This window comes from unidentified bacterial endosymbiont, assembly GCF_918797525.1.
Classification (GTDB): domain Bacteria; phylum Pseudomonadota; class Gammaproteobacteria; order Enterobacterales; family Enterobacteriaceae; genus Enterobacter.
In genome coordinates this window covers 1497777-1517251 of record NZ_OU963893.1, presented here as the reverse complement: position 1 = coordinate 1517251, position 19475 = coordinate 1497777, and the positions used below count along the sequence as shown (strand labels likewise).

Sequence of the window (19475 nt, the reverse complement as noted above, 5' to 3'; positions counted from 1 at the left end):
TGGATGGCATTATTTCCCATCAGCATATAGATATACGAATTCCTTACTTCCCCAGACTTATTCAGCAGGTATGCTGAGTTGGTATCCCAATTTCATACAGTTAAGGACAGGCCATGAGTAAGATTTATGAAGACAACTCGCTGACTATCGGTCATACGCCCCTGGTTCGACTGAACCGTATCGGTAATGGACGCATTCTGGCGAAGGTCGAATCTCGTAACCCAAGCTTCAGCGTTAAATGCCGCATCGGTGCAAACATGATTTGGGATGCTGAAAAACGTGGCGTGCTGAAGCCTGGCGTTGAGCTGGTTGAACCGACCAGCGGTAACACCGGTATCGCGCTGGCCTACGTAGCAGCAGCGCGCGGCTACAAGCTGACGCTGACTATGCCAGAAACCATGAGCGTGGAACGACGTAAACTGCTGAAAGCGCTGGGCGCGAACCTGGTCCTGACCGAAGGCGCGAAAGGTATGAAGGGCGCTATCCAGAAAGCGGAAGAGATTGTAGCCAGCGATCCGGCTAAATATCTGCTGCTTCAGCAGTTCAGCAATCCGGCTAACCCGGAAATCCATGAAAAAACCACTGGCCCGGAGATCTGGGAAGATACAGACGGTCAGGTTGATGTATTTATCTCCGGCGTAGGGACCGGCGGTACCTTAACCGGAGTGACGCGCTATATCAAAGGCACAAAAGGTAAAAAAGATCTGATTGCCGTGGCCGTTGAACCGACAGACTCTCCTGTCATCGCTCAGGCGCTGGCGGGGGAAGAAATTAAACCGGGTCCGCACAAAATTCAGGGTATCGGGGCAGGCTTCATTCCGGGTAACCTGGATCTTAAGCTTATCGATAAAGTTGTTGCCATCAGTAATGAAGAAGCAATCTCTACCGCACGCCGTCTAATGGATGAAGAAGGCATTCTGGCGGGTATCTCTTCCGGCGCTGCGGTTGCGGCAGCGCTCAAACTTCAGGAAGATGAGACCTTTACCAATAAGAATATTGTGGTTATCCTGCCTTCCTCGGGTGAGCGTTACTTAAGTACAGCATTGTTTGCCGATCTCTTTACGGAAAAAGAACTGCAACAGTAATGCCAGTATGTTAAAAACGCGTAAAAAAGCACCTTTCCGGGTGCTTTTTTGTGGTCTGCTTCAAAGTTTTGCCTCTCCTGGCATTGATTCACCCCGTTGGGTCTGGTATTTAAACCAGCAATTATTTTGATGCGCGAAATTAATGAGTGAACGAAATAGCCATGCTGAATCGATTTTATGATTTGGTTCAAGTCTTGCTTTCGCTGCATAATGTTTAATGACGATAGAAACGTCAGCGCTAACTATACAGGCTAAAGTTGAGTCGCCAGGCTAGACTTTAGTTCCACAACACTAAACCTATAAGTTGGGGAAATACAATGTTCCAGCAAGAAGTTACTATTACCGCTCCGAACGGTCTGCATACCCGCCCTGCTGCTCAGTTTGTTAAAGAAGCAAAAGGCTTCGCATCTGAAATCACTGTGACTTCCAACGGCAAAAGCGCTAGCGCAAAAAGCCTGTTTAAACTGCAGACTCTGGGCCTGACTCAGGGTACCGTTGTCACCCTCTCTGCAGAAGGTGAAGACGAGCAGAAAGCAGTTGAGCATCTGGTTAAACTGATGGCAGAGCTCGAGTAAGTTTACGGGTTCTTTTCAATATCAGTCACAAGTAAGGTAGGGTTATGATTTCAGGCATTTTAGCATCCCCGGGTATCGCTTTCGGCAAAGCACTGCTGTTGAAAGAAGACGAAATCGTCATTGACCGGAAAAAAATTTCTGCCGACAAGGTTGATCAGGAAGTTGAACGTTTTCTGAGCGGTCGTGCCAAGGCATCTGCGCAACTGGAAACCATCAAAACTAAAGCTGGCGAAACTTTCGGTGAAGAAAAAGAAGCCATCTTCGAAGGGCACATCATGCTGCTCGAAGATGAGGAGCTGGAGCAGGAAATCATAGCCCTGATTAAAGATAAAGGCATGACGGCCGACGCGGCTGCGCATGAAGTTATCGAAGGTCAGGCAACTGCCCTGGAAGAACTGGATGATGAATACCTGAAAGAACGTGCGGCTGACGTGCGTGACATCGGTAAGCGCCTGCTGCGCAATATCCTCGGTCTGGCGATCATCGATTTGAGCGCCATTCAGGATGAAGTTATCCTGGTTGCCGCTGACCTGACCCCGTCTGAAACCGCACAGCTGAACCTGAACAAGGTGCTGGGTTTCATCACTGATGCGGGTGGCCGTACCTCCCACACCTCGATCATGGCGCGTTCTCTGGAACTGCCTGCCATCGTGGGAACCGGTAGCGTCACCTCTCAGGTAAAAAACGACGATTATCTGATTCTGGATGCCGTCAACAACCTGGTTTACGTTAACCCTACTAATGAAGAGATCGAGCAACTTCGCGCCGTTCAGGAGCAGGTTGCCTCCGAGAAAGCGGAACTCGCTAAACTGAAAGACCTGCCGGCGATTACGCTGGACGGCCATCAGGTAGAAGTGTGCGCTAACATCGGTACCGTCCGTGACGTCGAAGGCGCTGAGCGCAACGGTGCGGAAGGTGTGGGTCTGTATCGTACTGAATTCCTGTTCATGGACCGTGACGCGCTACCAACTGAAGAAGAGCAGTTTGCCGCATACAAAGCCGTGGCTGAAGCCTGTGGCTCGCAGGCGGTTATCGTGCGTACCATGGACATCGGTGGCGACAAAGAGCTGCCGTACATGAATTTCCCGAAAGAAGAGAACCCGTTCCTGGGCTGGCGTGCCGTGCGTATCGCCATGGATCGTAAAGAGATCCTGCGTGACCAGGTTCGCGCAATCCTGCGTGCTTCCGCTTTCGGCAAACTGCGCATCATGTTCCCGATGATCATCTCTGTTGAAGAAGTGCGTACACTGAAGAAAGAGATTGAAATCTACAAGCAGGAACTGCGTGACGAAGGTAAAGCCTTTGACGAGACCATCGAAGTTGGCGTAATGGTAGAAACCCCTGCCGCGGCAACGATTGCGCGTCATTTAGCTAAAGAAGTGGATTTCTTCAGTATCGGTACCAATGATTTAACGCAGTACACCCTGGCAGTTGACCGTGGTAATGATATGATTTCGCATCTCTACCAGCCAATGTCCCCATCAGTGCTGACGCTTATCAAGCAAGTTATTGATGCTTCTCACGCAGAAGGTAAATGGACTGGCATGTGTGGTGAGCTTGCAGGCGATGAACGTGCTACACTTCTGTTGCTGGGTATGGGTCTGGACGAATTCTCTATGAGTGCCATTTCCATCCCGCGCATTAAGAAGATCATCCGTAACACGAACTTCAAAGATGCGAAGGTATTAGCAGAGCAGGCTCTTGCTCAACCGACAACGGACGAGTTAATGACGCTGGTTAACAAGTTCATTGAAGAAAAAACAATCTGCTAATCCACGAGATGCGGCCCAAATTACTGCTTAGGAGATAAGTCTAATGGGTTTATTTAGTAAACTGTTCGGTGACAAAAGCAATAACGACTCCGGAACTATTGAGATTGTTGCTCCGCTCTCCGGCGAGATCGTCAATATCGAAGACGTGCCGGATGTTGTGTTTGCTGAGAAAATCGTTGGTGATGGCATTGCTATCAAACCAACCGGCAACAAAATGGTTGCTCCAGTTGACGGCACCATCGGTAAAATTTTTGAAACCAATCACGCGTTCTCTATCGAATCTGATAGCGGTATCGAACTGTTCGTTCACTTCGGTATCGACACCGTTGAACTGAAGGGTGAAGGTTTCAAACGTATCGCAGAAGAAGGCCAGCGTGTTAAAGTTGGCGACCCGGTTATTGAATTCGATCTGCCACTGCTGGAAGAGAAAGCCAAGTCTACCCTGACGCCGGTGGTTATCTCCAACATGGATGAGATCAAAGAACTGACCAAACTGTCTGGCAGCGTCACCGTGGGTGAAACCCCGGTTATCCGCATTAAGAAGTAATTCTTGCCGCACAGAAAAAGGCGCCTTCGGGCTAATGCTTGTCAGTTAAGCTTTTGAAGGTAGCCGCAACGCGTAGCGTTGCGGCTTCTTTTTTACTGCTCGTGGATAATGTCTCACCCTGCGTTCCACCAGCACAAAACTCTTCGCCATGGCCAGTATCTCATTTAATAACTTCGGGATTTCACCCGGTGATACTGCCGGGAACAGGCTTAGTTGGGCTGTCAGATACAAACTCGCCTGTGGAGAAACATTTAGCTTAACGATTTCATTCTCCCCTTACCCGGCTTTTGTATCACCTGATACTGAGCGTTCTTTTTGTGCAGAATTAACCCGTGTTTCTTCACGCCCCCGGACTGCCAGTGGTGTAAAAAACCTTTGTCCATGAGCATTAGCGTGTGTTCCGGCGTTTGCTCTGCAAGTTGTGCCGCAAGGTCAATTGCGCTGGTCGCCGATACGCTGTCGAAGTTAGAGGGTATGATTATACGATACGACCCCATTATTCTGACTCTCGTCAGGAATCATATGCTGAAGCGGGAAAGCAATAAATTCTGAAAGGCATTCGTTTTTCTTAGGGGTGAAATAGGTTTCTAATGTGCGAACAAAGCTTGCATACACCGCTCCAGGCGTAACCTTTCCGAGAAAGTCGACTTCAATGGATTGGATAACATTTCTCAACGCAGGGTGATTGGCTCGATTAACAGCCTGAATACTATTTTCCAGTGTTGGTGTTTTCTTAGCGGCATGGTAAATCCCCACTCCGTCAGGAAGCCAGACATCACCTAATGGTGCATTAAGTCTCATATCAACATCAAAATAGATCAGCGCACCGTTCTCTTCAATTTCATTCAGGCTTAGTACTTCGTTATCTTTTATATTATTTTTTTTACCCACCTCGCTAAATATCTTTTTTCATTTTAACATAAACATAGCTCGATAAAAATCAACAGTATTATAATCCTCAAATGAAGTACATACATCAAACATTGTCAACTCTGGGTTCCGTGCATCCATTTTCTTTAATACCCTTTCATATTGATGCATACATTCTTCAATATACTCCGGTGGTTCATTATTTTTCTCTGCCTCGGTAAGAAAACTCTCCATTAACTCACTTAAGATGGATGTGCATTTCTTATTGCCATAATCGCTAAAGTCAATGTCGTCAGCATATATTATTTCCAAATTATGCTGCTTTAGACACAACCTCTCCAGATATTTTTTCTGGTTTTCAGTAAGAACGCCTGAAATGAATATACCCACTCGCCTGTTAGTTTCTATATTGCACGTATTGAGGATGTTATCGATGTAGCAAGGCGGCATTGGGCAATCAGCGTTTTGATATTTGGCTGAATTTTCTTTTAAAAGTGACCACTGAAATAATATGGGTGTGTTTTGTGCAATTTTTTCGTATTTGTAACTTTTATTACCAATGGTACAGCATGGGTTACCTTCGTAACTAACCTCTATACCTTTCGAAATCAAAGGGAGTATGTGCTCATGAAAATTAGTCAGATTATTATTAGCAAGATTAACTTTCCTTACAGAGGGGGGTAAAATAGCGGGCAAAGAGGATAAACCCAACCCCTCAAAATCAAGGTCTGTAGTTTCCTTGTCATAGCATTCCTGGATGCATCTTGCTGCCATATCGCGATCTTCTCCAGAATGATTTTTAATTCTCCATGTAGAAATCATTTCATGAAAATTCTCCGTTGCTTCTCTTTCCGTGAATGCATCTAATTTAGTCGAGCTGCTTAATGCAAGTTTAGAACAGGAGGGTATCGGCATAATACTGTCTCATCAGGCAATGAACGTAATAGGGTAAGAGGGGTAAGGATGTAAGTCCCCTTACCTGAAATAATATTTACCCAAGGCAGCGATGTATCTATCGTATTATGCCATTATTAAAATGTCATTTAATTAGCTCGACAGAGCTTAAATGAGACCACTTATGTAAGCTATGTGTGGTGATGATGTATTATTTTGGACAGGAGCGAAAAATTGAGCTTGCTGTAATGCTGGTCACCTTAATGACCAGCATTACGCCTTCGGGCGCTATTTTTGTTTAACCGGGCAGGATAAGTTCGTCATAGCCTTTTTCATGGGTGTAGACCATTATCCTGGTGACACGGTCGCCCGCGCGGCGAATAGCATTCGCCACGGTTTCACCTTCTACAATGCCGCAGACCAGCTCTGAGCAAAACAGATCGCCCGTTCCTTTGAGATCTGTCTTGACACGCGGATGTGCGCTGACGGTCACACCCTCTTTGCTGACCAGCACCACGTGGATGCTATCCGCATCGTCTGCAACCGGCGCACTGGTGATGGCGACCCACTTCAGCGTGTCAGAAAGCAGCGCCTGAGCGGCCATAATGGCGCTTTCAGGGGTCCGGCACTGTTTACCGCTCAATACTTCGAGTTCGAACACGTTTGGCGTGATCCCCTGCGCCAGGGGCAGCAGATGCTGACGATAGGCTTCAGGGATATCCGGCTTGACGTACATTCCGCTGTCGATGTCGCCCATTACCGGGTCGACAAGCACCAGCAAATCAGGATGCTGTACCTTGATGGCCTTAAGCCACTGCGCCAGCAGTTTAATCTGGCTGGCACTGCCCATATAGCCGGTGGTGACCGCTTTAAGCTCGCGTAATACGTCGCGCTCTTCCAGCGCCTTCAGATAGCCACTAAACCACTCATCGGGGATCACCCCGCCGTAGAAGGTATCGTAGTGCGGCGTATTGCTGAACAGAACCGTTGGCACCGCCGTGACGTTTAGCTGATGAGTACGAATATTCGGCACCGCGATGCTGTTCCCCACACTGCCGTACACCACCTGAGACTGCACCGCGACAATATCGGTTTGCTGCGCCCGGGTGTTGTCCCGGAATAAAATCATCTCCATGACGCTTAAATCCCCGCCCCCTGCGTATAACTCTCTTCACCAAAGACGCCGGTAGAGAGATAACGATCCCCGCGATCGCAGATTATTGCGACCACCACCGCGCCCGGAGCCGCCTTTGCCACCCGGAGCGCCCCGGCTACCGCGCCGCCTGAACTGACGCCACAGAAGATACCTTCACGTACGGCCAGTTCGCGCATGGTATTCTCCGCCTCGCGCTGATGAAGATCCAGCACCTGGTCCACAAGCTGAGCATTATAAATGCCCGGCATATACTCCGCGGGCCAGCGGCGAATACCCGGAATACTGCTCCCCGCTTCCGGCTGCAGGCCGACGATGGTAACGGCTTTATCCTGCTCGCGCAGAAAACGCGATACCCCGGTAATGGTGCCGGTGGTGCCCATGCTGGAGACAAAATGGGTGATACGCCCGCCCGTTTGCCGCCAGATTTCCGGGCCGGTGGTGGTGTAGTGCGCGTAGGGGTTATCCGGGTTATTAAACTGGTCGAGGAGTTTACCTTCGCCGCGTTCAGCCATTTCAAGCGCCAGGTCACGCGCGCCTTCCATCCCCTGCTCTTTAGTCACCAGAATCAGCTCGGCCCCGTATGCCCGCATGGCGGCACGACGCTCCTGGCTCATGTTATCCGGCATCAGCAGTTTCATACGATAGCCTTTCAGGGCCGCGATCATCGCCAGAGCAATGCCGGTATTACCGCTGGTGGCTTCAATAAGCACGTCTCCGGGCTTAATCTCGCCGCGCTTTTCGGCCTGCACAATCATCGACAACGCCGCCCGGTCCTTCACCGAGCCTGCCGGATTATTGCCTTCGAGTTTGACCCAAATTTCGCTGCCGTTATCCGGCCCCATGCGCTGAAGTTTGACCAGAGGCGTGTTGCCGATGGTGTGTTCGAGTGAATTCACGATTTTTGCTCAATAAAAAGCCCGGTAAGCATTACGCCACCGGGCGAAAAACATACGCGATAACCTATCAGGCTGACGCGGCCAGAGCAATATCCCCGCACGTCTCAATACGTTCGTTGCCGTGATAAATGCGGGCATGCTGCAGACCTACAAACAAGCGCTCGCCGCGGTACGGAGGTTCTTCGCCACGCATGACCACCGTCAGCGGCTCGGTATACCAGCCCAGCGGCTGTACCACCAATTGGGTGTAGTGCCCTTTAGGGCTAGCTTCAAGCACCTGCACCGGCAGCGGGGAATCCAGGCTGGTGCGGCGGCTCGCATCCACTTCCCACGGACGCAGGAACAGATCGACTGGCCCTTGATGCGCAGAGGTATAGCCCAGCGGCCAGCGGTGTGCGCCGACGTGGAACTGTCCGCCGCGAATGGTGCCCTGCAGACGGTTTACTTCCCCCATAAATTCAAGCACAAAGCGCGTTGCTGGTTCACGCCACAACTGTTCCGGCTCGTCTACCTGCTCAATATTTCCCTGGCTCATGACCACGACCCGGTCGGCCACCTCCATTGCCTCTTCCTGATCGTGTGTGACGAAGACGCTGGTGAACCTCAACTCTTCATGCAACTGACGCAGCCAGCGCCTGAGCTCTTTACGCACCTGCGCATCCAGCGCGCCGAAAGGTTCATCCAGCAGCAGGATTTGCGGTTCCACGGCGAGGGCACGCGCCAGTGCGACGCGCTGCTTCTGCCCGCCGGACAGCTGCGCCGGGAAGCGATCCGCCAGATGCGCAAGTTGCACCATCTCCAGCAGTTTGGTCACTTTTGCTTTGATGGTCGCCGCGTTGGGGCGTTCACGACGCGGGAGCACCGTCAGGCCAAAGGCGATGTTATCGAACACGGTCATATGGCGGAACAGCGCGTAATGCTGGAACACAAAACCAACCTTACGATCGCGCGCGTGCAGTCGACTTACGTCGGTGCCATGGAAACGAATGTGCCCGCTTGTCTGGTGCTCAAGCCCGGCGATAATACGCAGCAGCGTGGTTTTACCGGAACCGGACGGCCCCAGCAGCGCCACCATTTGCCCGGAAGGGATATCCAGCGAGATATCATTCAGCACCTGGGTGCGACCAAAAGACTTCTTAATATTGGCAATCTCAATGCTCATGATTTCCCTCCTGATGCTGACGTTTTTCCTGATTCTCTAAACGCCACTGCACCACACTCTTCAAAAACAGGGTCAAAATCGCCATCAGCGTCAGTAACGCTGCGGCAGTAAAGGAACCGACGGTGTTGTAGTCCTGTTCCAGTAGCTCAATCTGTAGCGGCAGCGACAGGGTTTCACCGCGGATCGAGCCGGATACCACCGACACGGCGCCGAATTCGCCAATCGCACGGGCATTGGTCAGCACCACGCCGTAAAGCAGCGCCCAGCGAATGTTGGGTAGCGTCACGCGGCGGAACATCTGCCAGCCGGATGCGCCCAGCAACACCGCCGCTTCGTCTTCATGACTCCCCTGGCTTAACATCACTGGCACCAGCTCACGCACCACAAAGGGACAGGTTACAAAGACCGTGACCAGCACCATACCCGGCCAGGCGAACATAATCTGCAGGTTGTGCTCATCCAGCCAGCCGCCCAGCGGGCCGTTCGAGCCGTAAAAGAGCAGATAGACTAAACCCGCCACAACCGGTGACACCGCAAAAGGAATGTCCAGCAACGTCAGCAACAGCTGACGGCCTGGAAAGTTAAAGCGCGTAACCAGCCAGGCCAGCAGCACGCCGAAAACTAAATTCACCGGCACGGTAATCAGGGCAATCATTACCGTCAGCCAGATGGCATGCAGCATGTCCGGGTCAGCCAGGTTTTGCAGCGCGGGCATAATCCCCTTGCTGAAAGCCTGCACAAAGATGTAGACCATTGGCACGACGAGTATAAATGCCGAAACCACCATCCCGGTCCCAATCAGAAACCATTTTCCCCCGTTAAAACGGGGAGCGTCATAGCGCGTCAATTGAGAAACTTCCGCCATCAGTGACCTACCACACGTCGACCAAAGCGACTTTGCAGAGTATTAATAGAGAACAGCAGCAAAAGCGATGCGGCGAGGATCACCGAGGCAATAGCGCTGGCTGCCGGGTAATCGAACTCCTGCAAACGCACAAAAATCATTAGCGACGTCACCTCTGTTTTCCACGCAATATTTCCGGCAATAAAGATGACCGCGCCAAATTCGCCGAGGCTACGGGTAAACGACAGCGCAACGCCTGCCAGAAGCGCAGGAGACAGCTCCGGCAGGACAACTTTGCGGAAACTTTGCAGCCGCGTGGCCCCCAGCGTTTCAGCGGCCTCTTCGTACTCCGGACCTAACTCTTCCAGCACGGGCTGCACGGTGCGCACCACAAAGGGGATGCTGGTAAAGGCCATCGCCACGGCAATACCGAGCCAGGTGTAAGTCACTTTAATATCAAATTTCGCCAGCCACTCGCCGTAAAAACCGTTCACGGAAAAGAGCGAGGCCAGCGTTAAGCCAGCAACGGCGGTAGGCAGCGCAAACGGCAGATCCATAAGCGCGTCAAGCAACGTGCGGCCGGGGAATCTGTAACGGGTTAAAATCCACGCCATCAGCAGGCCGAACACGCCATTGAAAATTGAGGCCACAAACGCCGACAGCAGCGTCACCTTGTAGGCCGCGACGACCTGCGGGTTAGTAATCACGTCCCAATACTGCGCCCAGCTCATCTCAGAAAGCTGTACCACCAGCGCGCTGAGCGGTAAAAGCAAAATCAGACAGACGAACAGCAGGCTAGTCCCGAGGCTTAAGGTAAAGCCTGGCAGCACGCGTCTGGAGGAAACTGCAAACATTACTTACGCCCCGCCGCCAGCAATTTGTCTAACTCACCGCCGCTGACAAAGTGCGTTTTCATGACATCAGGCCAGGAGCCAAAATGGTCTTCCACGCGGAACAGGTCGGTCTGGGGGAATTTATCTTTCAGTTTGTTCATCACGTCCGGATTGTTCACGCGGTAGTAATAATCGACAATCACCGCCTGCGCCTGCGGGCTGTACAGATAGTTGAGATACGCTTTCGCCGCTTTCTCGGTATTATTAGCCTGCACGTTTTTATCCACCCACGTTACCGGGAACTCCGCCAGAATATTGGTTTTCGGGATAACGACTTCAAAACCCTGCGCTTCATACTGCTTACGGATGTTATTCACTTCGGATTCAAAGCTTATCAGCACATCACCCAGCCCCCGCTCGGCGAAGGTAGTTGTCGCCCCACGGCCGCCGGTATCGAATACTTTGACGTTTTTCAGGAACTGCGTCATGAACTGCTCGGTTTTCGCTTTGTCGTTACCGTCTGCTTTATCCGCTGCACCCCATGCCGCCAGATAGGTATAACGCGCATTACCGGAGGTTTTAGGGTTAGGGAAAATCAATTTGACGTCCGAACGCACAAGGTCGTTCCAGTCGTGAATATTCTTCGGGTTGCCCTTGCGCACCAGGAAGCCCATGGTGGAGTAGAACGGCGAACTGTTGTTTGGCAGACGGCTCTGCCAGTTTGCCGGGATCAGCTTGCCTCTATCGTGCAGGATCTGCACATCGGTCACTTGATTGTAGGTCACCACGTCGGCCTTCAGACCCTGCAGGATCGCCAGCGCCTGTTTGGACGAACCGGCGTGAGACTGCTTAATAGTTAACTTGTCACCGTTATTGTTTTTCGCCCATTGTTGTTGAAACTGTGGGTTAAGGGCGGCAAAAAGCTCGCGTGAGACATCATAGGAGCTGTTCAACAGCTCAGTGGCCTGCGCCTGCGCCACCAGCAGTAATCCCGCCAGCGCCAGCGATCCTTTTTTCAGTACAGTAACGGCCATTGCGCACCCTTATAAATGTGATGACTATCTTATGGCCATAATATTTATAACGAGTACGAAAGGAGTAACGGTTTTATATACCGTTTGGTGATTTAGAAGCAGAAAAGGGAATAAGGGTACGCTCCCCTCTCCTGTGCGGAGAGGGTTAGGGTAAGGGGTGTTAAAGCGCCAGCAGGCGCTCGACGGACGGGGCGAAGTAGTAGCCACCGCTCACCGGTTTGGTGAAGCGCAGCATCGCGTCGCGCTTGCCGTCGGTATCACCGAACATACTTAACAGCTGTTGTTCGATGTTGTACAGCCGCGCGCAGTAGGCGCAGAAATAGAGGCCGTGCGTACCGCTAGCCGTGCCGTATGGCAGGCTCTGGCGGACAATCTTCAGCCCTTTACCGTCCTCTTTGAGATCGACGCGGGTCAGATGCGAGGTAACCGGACGGGCGTCGCCGTCAATCTCTTCATTAGCATCTTTGGTGCGACCCATCATCATCTCCTGGTCATGCACGCTCATGCGGTTAAGCTGCTTTAAGTTGTGCTCCCAGCGCTGAACAAAAACATAGCTGCCGCCCGCATCTATGCCCTCTTTGATGACGGCCACGTCACGGCGGATGTCTTCGCCCGCCGGGTTTTCTGTTCCGTCGACGAAACCGCTTAAATCGCGATCTTCCACCCAACGGAAACCGTGTATTTCTTCCTGTACCTCAATGCTGCCGCCAAAGGCTGCCATCGCCGCCTGGGCGATCGAGAAGTTCACGTCGTGACGCAATGAGAGAATATGAATCAACACATCGTACTGGGTGGCTGGCGCAAGACCTTTACCATAAGGGATGAAGTCTTTCAGCTCCTGCGCCCCTTCCCCCCCGCTCAACTGGTGCCAGACGTTATTGCCGAAAGCGACAACCGCGCCCAGATGGGCATCAGGAAATGTGGCCTGGAAGGTGGCCAGTTTATCGACAAATATTTTGCTGGCCGCACGCAGGGCATCCACATCCCCTCTGACATTGGCTTCAATCCAAATCGCCGCGCGGCAATGTTCTGGCAAAATGCCACTCTGAACCTGAGACATCGCTCCTCCTGAAAAAATATGCCACGACAGCGTGGCATTGATGGCGGCGATTATACCCGCTTTTTTAGCCAGGCGGTTTGTTCCGACGCAAATTACTGCTTCCAGATAATTTGGCTCACTTTCCAGTTTTTCAGGGTGTCGTCAGACGGCATTAACCCTTGCGGACCGCTCCAGTCGCCGGAGAAGAGATAACTAATGTGCGTGCTACCTTCGGCCTGACACTCCACCGTAACCTTATCGTCGGACGGCACGCTGTTGCAGTTGCCGTAGGCTTGTTTGTATAGCTCGCTAAATGGCGTACCCACGCTGACACCGCTTGCCGTCGGGATATCCTCATCCAGCACCGCAATATGGTTAACCGTGCCTTTATTGCCGTTAATCACCAGCGCCAGCTTGTCGCCCTTCAGCGCTTCGAAATAGTGCACAATGCTGCCATTTTCCGTCTTCATGCCGCTGCGCAGGCGATAGTCACTGCTCAGCGCATCCCCTATGGCGTCCTGGTCTAGCGCCGTCACGGCGGTAATTTTGCCCACGCCCTTTTCGGTCACCTTCGTTGAGGAGCCAAACCAGTTCCACGGATAAGCTGCAGACCAGTTAACGGCAGAAAGGGTTGAGCAGCCGGTTAAGGCCAGCGGGAGGGCGCATAAAAGTAAACGCAGCGATTTCATTGAAACGTCCTTACGTGTTAAATCAACGCTTGTTGGATTGCGACATCGGCAAAAAGTGCCATGTTAATCTCGCTAATGCCTAAAACAGACGCGCAAACGGGGGGGTGGGGTGAGCAGCCGAAGGGTTATCAATACTCTTCATCTTCAATCAAACGCTTGCCCAAACTCAACGCATCAGCATGTTCATAGCCCAAACGTTCATACATGCCCAGCACCACGTCGTTATCTTCCCGCACCATGATCTGAATTTTCGGGCAGCCGCGGGCAATCAATTTCTTTTCCAGACGATTAAGCAGCGCATTGGCAATACCCCGTCCCCGATACTCCGGGTGAACACCCAGATAATAGGCCGAACCGCGATGACCGTCATAACCGCCCATTACCGTTCCCACCACTTCAGCGTTTACTTCGGCAACAAGGAACAGCGTGACGTCATGATTCACCTTACGTTCGATGTCCATTTCTGGATCGTTCCACGGACGTAGCAGATCGCAGCGCTCCCAAAGGGTGATCACCTCTTCGAAATCTTCCTGGCGAAAAACGCGTATCTCCATGGTATTAACCGCCTTTTCAGGTTTAAAAACAGTGATTATGGCGCGAACGCCTGCAATAGCCAATAAGCGGGGAAAAACTCGCCAAAATTTGGCATAATGTCACTTTGTCACGTATTGAAATGAAAAGTAAAACAATTCCTATTCAGGACAGTCGTAACGGTAAACACGATACGATATAACACCATGACCGCAATTTTTACAATTCAGGCCGCATGAGCACATTCAAACCCTTAAAAGCACTCACATCGCGTCGTCAGGTTCTCAAAGCGGGGCTGGCGGCCTTAACGTTAACAGGCATTGCTAAGCAGGCTCAGGCAAAAGACGAGAGCACGCTCAAAACCAGTAACGGACACAGTAAACCCAGGGCTAAAAAACCTGGCGCAAAGCGCCTGGTGATGCTTGACCCGGGCCATGGCGGTATTGATACCGGCGCTATCGGCAGGAACGGGTCGAAAGAGAAGCACGTCGTACTGGCGATTGCCAAAAACGTGCGCACCATTTTGCGCAACCACGGCATTGACGCTCGCCTGACGCGCTCTGGCGATACTTTCATTCCTTTGTACGACCGGGTAGAGATCGCCCACCAGCACGGTGCAGACCTGTTTATGTCGATCCATGCAGACGGTTTTACCAATCCCTCCGCGGCGGGCGCTTCAGTGTTTGCGCTCTCCAACCGTGGCGCCAGCAGCGCGATGGCAAAATACTTGTCCGACCGCGAAAACCGCGCGGATGAGGTGGCAGGCAAAAAAGCGACCGACAAAGATCATCTGTTGCAGCAGGTGCTGTTTGACCTCGTGCAAACCGATACCATCAAAAACAGTCTGACGCTCGGATCGCACATTCTGAAGAAGATAAAGCCAGTGCACCGTCTGCACAGTAAAGGCACGGAACAGGCGGCGTTCGTGGTACTGAAATCCCCCTCGATTCCGTCGGTACTGGTCGAGACCTCCTTCATTACTAATCCCGAAGAAGAGCGGCTGCTCGGCACCACGGCGTTTCGCCAGAAGATCGCCAACGCCATTGCCTCCGGGGTCATCAGTTACTTTAACTGGTTCGATAATCAAAAAGCCCACTCCAGGAAACGTTGATGAAACCCAATGCACAGCGGGTAAAAGCATTCTTGCTGCAGTTGCAGGATGAGATTTGCCAGAAACTGACCGCCGCAGACGGCGGTGAATTTCAGGAAGAGAGCTGGCGGCGTGAAGCGGGCGGCGGCGGTCGCAGCCGCGTGCTGCGCAACGGCGGTATATTTGAACAGGCCGGGGTTAATTTTTCCCACGTTCACGGGGATGCGATGCCCGCGTCCGCGACGGCGCATCGCCCTGAACTGGCGGGCCGCAGCTTCGAAGCGATGGGCGTCTCTCTGGTGGTGCACCCGCACAACCCGTTTGTCCCGACCAGCCATGCGAACGTGCGCTTTTTCATCGCCGAAAAACCCGGGGCTGAACCGGTCTGGTGGTTCGGTGGCGGTTTTGACTTGACGCCGTATTACGGCGTTGAAGAGGACGCTGTACACTGGCACACCACCGCCCGGGACCTCTGCCTGCCCTTTGGCGAAGACGTTTACCCAACCTACAAAAAGTGGTGTGACGACTATTTCTATCTTAAGCATCGTGATGAACAACGCGGCATCGGCGGGCTGTTCTTTGACGATCTCAACACTCCGGATTTCGATACCGCATTCCGCTTTATGCAGGCGGTAGGCCAGGGTTATACCGACGCGTATTTGCCCATCGTGGCGCGGCGTAAAAACTGCCACTACGGCGTGCGGGAACGCGAGTTCCAGCTTTATCGCCGTGGGCGTTACGTCGAGTTTAACCTGGTGTGGGATCGCGGCACGCTGTTCGGCCTGCAGACCGGCGGGCGCACGGAGTCGATTCTGATGTCGATGCCGCCGCTGGTGCGCTGGGAGTACAATTTCGAGCCGAAAGCAGGCAGCCCGGAGGCTGCCTTGAGTGAGTTTATTAAGGTTCGGGACTGGGTTTAACCGATTTACAGCGGCTGCGTCTGCGCCTCAACCACCGCCAGCGCCACCATATTGACAATACGACGTACCGACGCAATCGGTGTTAACACGTGCACCGGTTTCGCCACGCCCATCAGCACCGGCCCCACGGTGACCCCTTCAGAGCTGGAGACGCGCAGCAGGTTGTAGCTGATACGCGCCGCTTCCACGTTCGGCATAATTAATACGTTTGCCGATCCTTTCAGCGGGCTGTCCGGCATACGTTCATTACGGATGCTCTCCACCAGCGCGGCATCGCCGTGCATTTCCCCGTCAATCATCAGTTCCGGCGCACGTTCACGCACCTGCTCCAGCGTCTGGCGCATTTTGCACGCCGCGGCTGATTTGGACGAACCGAAGTTTGAGTGAGACAGCAGCGCAACCTTCGGCTCAATACCGAAGCGGCGCACGGTTTCCGCCGCCAGCACGGTGATTTCCGCCAGCTCTTCCGGGCCTGGATCGTCATTAACGTAGGTATCGGCAATAAAGGTGTTGCCGCTTGGCAGCAGCAGCGCGTTCATCGCCCCGGCGGTGTGTACCCCTTCGCGATAGCCGAAGATCTCCTGCACCACGCTGAAATGCTCGTGGTAATCGCCGATGGTACCGCAGATCAGCGCATCCGCTTCACCGCGATGGACCATGATCGCCCCAATCACCGTGGTGTTACTGATAACCGCTTTCTGCGCCTGCTCCTGAGTGATGCCACGACGTTTCATGATCGCGTAATATTCGTTCCAGTACTCTTTGAAACGCGGATCGGATTCGTTGTTAACGATCTCAAAATCAACGCCCGGCGTAATCTGCAGCCCCAGCTTCTGAATACGCATTTCAATCACGCTCGGACGACCAATCAGGATCGGTTTCGCCAGCCCTAAGGTGATCAGCTCCTGGGTCGCGTGCAGCACGCGCGCCTCTTCCCCTTCCGCCAGCACCACGCGTTTTGCCGCCGCGCGGGCCTGAGAGAAGATGGGCTTCATGAACAGGTTGGTTTTATAGACAAACTCGGTAAGTTTATCGACGTAAGCAGCGAAATCCTGAATCGGGCGCGTTGCCACGCCGGAGTCCATCGCCGCTTTTGCGACTGCGGGCGCAATTTTGACAATCAGGCGCGGGTCGAACGGTTTAGGAATGATGTAGTCCGGACCAAAACGCAGATCCTGATCGCCATACGCAGAAGCCACCACTTCACTCTGCTCTGCATGAGCCAGCTCCGCAATCGCACGCACCGCCGCCAGCTTCATCTCTTCGTTAATAGCCGTCGCGCCTACGTCCAGCGCACCGCGGAAAATGAACGGGAAGCAGAGCACGTTGTTCACCTGGTTCGGGTAGTCAGAACGCCCGGTACAGATAATCGCATCTTCACGCACCGCTTTCGCCAGCGGCGGCAGAATTTCGGGTTCCGGGTTGGCCAGCGCCAGGATCATTGGCGCACGCGCCATCTTCTGCACCATCTCCTGGGTCAGCACTTTCGGCCCCGAGCAGCCAAGGAAGATATCCGCGCCGTCGATAACGTCATCCAGCGTACGTTTACCGTCGTCTTCCACCGCGTATGCCGCCTTGGTTTCCGCCATGTTCGGCTCGCGGTCTTTGTAGATAACACCTTTGGAATCACAGACCACAATGTTGTGTTTCTGCATGCCAAGCGCCACCAGCAGGTTCATACAGGCGATTGCCGCAGCCCCCGCGCCGGAGACTACCATGCGCACGTCAGAAAGAGTTTTCTCGACCACGCGCAGGCCGTTGAGGATCGCGGCGGTGCTGATAATCGCGGTACCGTGCTGGTCATCATGGAACACGGGAATGTTCATACGTTCACGCAGCTTCTGCTCAATGTAGAAACATTCCGGCGCTTTGATGTCTTCGAGGTTGATTCCGCCGAAGGTCGGTTCCAGCGCGGCGACTACGTTGATGAATTTGTCAGGATCCCGCTCGTCCACTTCGATATCGAACACGTCAATGCCGGCAAATTTCTTGAACAGAACGCCCTTCCCTTCCATAACCGGTTTTCCGGCCAGCGCGCCAATGTTCCCCAGGCCCAACACCGCAGTACCGTTAGAGATAACCGCCACCAGGTTACCTCGTGCGGTGTATTTGTAGGCGGCGAGCGGATCTTTTTCTATTTCGAGACAAGGGGCTGCCACGCCGGGCGAGTAGGCCAGCGCCAGATCGCGCTGGGTCGCCAGCGGTTTGGTTGGGGAGACCTGGATTTTACCCGGAACGGGAAACTCGTGAAAATCGAGGGCACTCTGTTTTAATTGATCATCCATCTTGTTATTCCTTTCACGTATCGGTCAATAAGGGTGATGTTAGGATCCTGATGCACACCCTGGCGTGCTGCATAGTATCGCCCCAGGCGAACCCACAAACTTTGAAGGCAGCCAAACTCTCACCATTGCAGCGCAAAAAATGTTATCAATTTATAACAATCATGTTACCCGTCGCAGACAGCAATGGCTGTCCCGTCTGCTATGCTTTTCTGTTAAGTCGATCATGATTTTCACAGAAGTGTGAACTAACGCACTCATCTAACTCTTTTAATTTCAAGGAGTAATTACTTATGAACCAGTTAGACGGCATCAAACAATTCACCACCGTGGTTGCCGACAGCGGCGATATCGAGTCGATTCGACACTATCAGCCGGAAGATGCGACCACCAACCCCTCGCTGCTGCTCAAGGCGGCAGGGCTTGACCATTTCAGTCATCTGATTGATGACGCCCTTGCCTACGGCAAGCAACGCGGAAAGACGCAGGAGCAGCAGGTCGCCGAGGCGAGCGACAAGCTGGCGGTGAATATCGGTGCGGAAATTCTGAAAAGTATCCCCGGACGCGTCTCTACCGAAGTAGACGCCCGCCTCTCTTTCGATCGGGAAAAGAGCATCACTAAAGCCCGCCGCCTGGTGGAACTCTATCAGGAGCAGGGCATCGATCAGTCACGCATATTGATTAAGCTTGCCTCAACATGGGAAGGCATTCGCGCCGCAGAAGTGCTTGAAAAAGAAGGTATTCACTGCAACCTGACGCTGTTGTTCTCATTTGCGCAGGCGCGTGCCTGCGCCGAAGCGGGCGTGTATCTGGTGTCGCCGTTTGTCGGGCGCATCTACGACTGGTATCAGGCGAAACAGCCGATGGATCCGTACGTGGTGGAGGAAGACCCTGGGGTGAAATCGGTGCGTAATATCTACGACTATTACAAACAGCACCGCTACGAAACCATCGTGATGGGCGCCAGCTTCCGCCGCACCGAGCAGATCCTGGCGCTGGCAGGCTGCGACCGTCTGACCATCTCCCCTAACCTGCTTAAAGAGCTGCAGGATAAAGACGATACGGTGATACGCAAGCTGGTGCCAACCTCCACCGTGTTACCAAAACCGAAAGCCCTGACCGAAGCAGAGTTCCGCTGGGAGCACAACCAGGACGCGATGGCTGTCGATAAGCTGGCGGAAGGCATCCGCCAGTTCGCCGTCGACCAGCGTAAACTTGAAGACCTCCTCGCCGCCAAACGTTAACCTTGCCATGGA

General features: G+C 52.9%; 18 protein-coding genes and 1 pseudogene. 7 read left to right on the top strand and 12 right to left on the bottom strand.

What is annotated here, in order from left to right; genetic code table 11:
- Positions 1–113 precede the first annotated feature (113 nt).
- The 4 genes from cysK (at position 114) to crr (ending at position 3979) form a co-directional block, all read left to right on the top strand.
- Positions 114–1085, top strand: a complete 972-nt coding sequence (cysK, locus tag NL510_RS07220) for a cysteine synthase A (protein WP_253382965.1) — start codon at positions 114–116, stop codon at positions 1083–1085.
- A 317-nt stretch (positions 1086–1402) separates the two neighbouring features.
- Entirely contained in the window at positions 1403–1660 is a 258-nt protein-coding gene (ptsH, locus tag NL510_RS07215) for a phosphocarrier protein Hpr (RefSeq protein WP_110509083.1), read from the top strand.
- Positions 1661–1704: 44 nt separating this feature from the next.
- Positions 1705–3432, top strand: a complete 1728-nt coding sequence (gene ptsI, locus NL510_RS07210) for a phosphoenolpyruvate-protein phosphotransferase PtsI (RefSeq protein ID WP_253382963.1) — start codon at positions 1705–1707, stop codon at positions 3430–3432.
- A 43-nt stretch (positions 3433–3475) separates the two neighbouring features.
- The gene (crr, locus tag NL510_RS07205; RefSeq protein ID WP_253382961.1) at positions 3476–3979 is read left to right on the top strand and encodes a PTS glucose transporter subunit IIA; all 504 of its coding nucleotides are present in this window, start codon (positions 3476–3478) and stop codon (positions 3977–3979) included.
- 251 nt (positions 3980–4230) lie between these two features.
- On the opposite strand, the gene NL510_RS07200 is transcribed toward crr, so the two are convergent.
- The 11 genes and pseudogenes from NL510_RS07200 to NL510_RS07145 all read right to left on the bottom strand — a co-directional run bounded on the left by NL510_RS07200 (position 4231) and on the right by NL510_RS07145 (position 13986).
- The gene (locus NL510_RS07200; protein WP_253382959.1) at positions 4231–4476 is read right to left on the bottom strand and encodes a hypothetical protein; all 246 of its coding nucleotides are present in this window, start codon (positions 4474–4476) and stop codon (positions 4231–4233) included.
- Positions 4445–5623: pseudogene (locus NL510_RS22995) on the bottom strand (hypothetical protein). Before NL510_RS22995 ends, NL510_RS07200 begins: the two are co-directional and overlap by 32 nt.
- A gap of 418 nt (positions 5624–6041) precedes the next feature.
- Complete coding sequence (pdxK, locus tag NL510_RS07185) at positions 6042–6878, bottom strand: pyridoxine/pyridoxal/pyridoxamine kinase (RefSeq protein ID WP_253382953.1); 837 nt, start codon at positions 6876–6878, stop codon at positions 6042–6044.
- Positions 6879–6883: 5 nt separating this feature from the next.
- On the bottom strand, positions 6884–7795 hold the full coding sequence (gene cysM, locus NL510_RS07180) for a cysteine synthase CysM (RefSeq protein WP_253382951.1): 912 nt from the start codon (positions 7793–7795) through the stop codon (positions 6884–6886).
- A gap of 67 nt (positions 7796–7862) precedes the next feature.
- Entirely contained in the window at positions 7863–8957 is a 1095-nt protein-coding gene (cysA, locus tag NL510_RS07175; protein WP_253382949.1) for a sulfate/thiosulfate ABC transporter ATP-binding protein CysA, read from the bottom strand.
- The gene (cysW, locus tag NL510_RS07170; RefSeq protein WP_253382941.1) at positions 8947–9822 is read right to left on the bottom strand and encodes a sulfate/thiosulfate ABC transporter permease CysW; all 876 of its coding nucleotides are present in this window, start codon (positions 9820–9822) and stop codon (positions 8947–8949) included. Before cysW ends, cysA begins: the two co-directional genes overlap by 11 nt.
- Positions 9822–10655 carry a sulfate/thiosulfate ABC transporter permease CysT gene (gene cysT, locus NL510_RS07165; protein WP_253382939.1) on the bottom strand — a complete coding sequence of 278 codons (834 nt, stop codon included), beginning with the start codon at positions 10653–10655 and terminating at the stop codon, positions 9822–9824. Before cysT ends, cysW begins: the two co-directional genes overlap by 1 nt.
- Entirely contained in the window at positions 10655–11668 is a 1014-nt protein-coding gene (locus NL510_RS07160) for a sulfate ABC transporter substrate-binding protein (protein ID WP_253382937.1), read from the bottom strand. The genes cysT and NL510_RS07160 overlap by 1 nt, the downstream gene beginning before the upstream one ends.
- Positions 11669–11828: 160 nt before the next feature.
- Positions 11829–12728: a Dyp-type peroxidase gene (locus NL510_RS07155; protein ID WP_253382935.1), complete on the bottom strand. Its 900-nt coding sequence runs from the start codon at positions 12726–12728 to the stop codon at positions 11829–11831.
- A 92-nt stretch (positions 12729–12820) separates the two neighbouring features.
- Entirely contained in the window at positions 12821–13396 is a 576-nt protein-coding gene (locus NL510_RS07150; RefSeq protein ID WP_253382933.1) for an RpoE-regulated lipoprotein, read from the bottom strand.
- A 128-nt stretch (positions 13397–13524) separates the two neighbouring features.
- Positions 13525–13986, bottom strand: coding sequence for a GNAT family acetyltransferase (locus NL510_RS07145; RefSeq protein ID WP_301308602.1), 462 nt, complete (start codon positions 13984–13986; stop codon positions 13525–13527).
- Positions 13987–14162: 176 nt separating this feature from the next.
- Between NL510_RS07145 and amiA the strand changes: the two genes are divergently transcribed.
- Together amiA and hemF are read left to right on the top strand one after the other, a co-directional pair.
- Positions 14163–15038, top strand: coding sequence for an N-acetylmuramoyl-L-alanine amidase AmiA (gene amiA / locus NL510_RS07140; protein ID WP_253382922.1), 876 nt, complete (start codon positions 14163–14165; stop codon positions 15036–15038).
- Positions 15038–15937, top strand: a complete 900-nt coding sequence (gene hemF, locus NL510_RS07135; RefSeq protein ID WP_253382912.1) for an oxygen-dependent coproporphyrinogen oxidase — start codon at positions 15038–15040, stop codon at positions 15935–15937. Before amiA ends, hemF begins: the two co-directional genes overlap by 1 nt.
- Before the next feature lie 5 nt (positions 15938–15942).
- Here hemF and maeB read toward each other — a convergent pair whose 3' ends face one another.
- A complete protein-coding gene (gene maeB / locus NL510_RS07130; protein ID WP_253382905.1) occupies positions 15943–18222 on the bottom strand; it encodes an NADP-dependent oxaloacetate-decarboxylating malate dehydrogenase in 2280 nt (759 codons plus the stop codon).
- A gap of 290 nt (positions 18223–18512) precedes the next feature.
- On the opposite strand from maeB, the gene tal reads away from it, so the two are divergent.
- The gene (tal, locus tag NL510_RS07125) at positions 18513–19463 is read left to right on the top strand and encodes a transaldolase (protein WP_253382903.1); all 951 of its coding nucleotides are present in this window, start codon (positions 18513–18515) and stop codon (positions 19461–19463) included.
- The last annotated feature ends 12 nt before the right edge of the window (positions 19464–19475 follow it).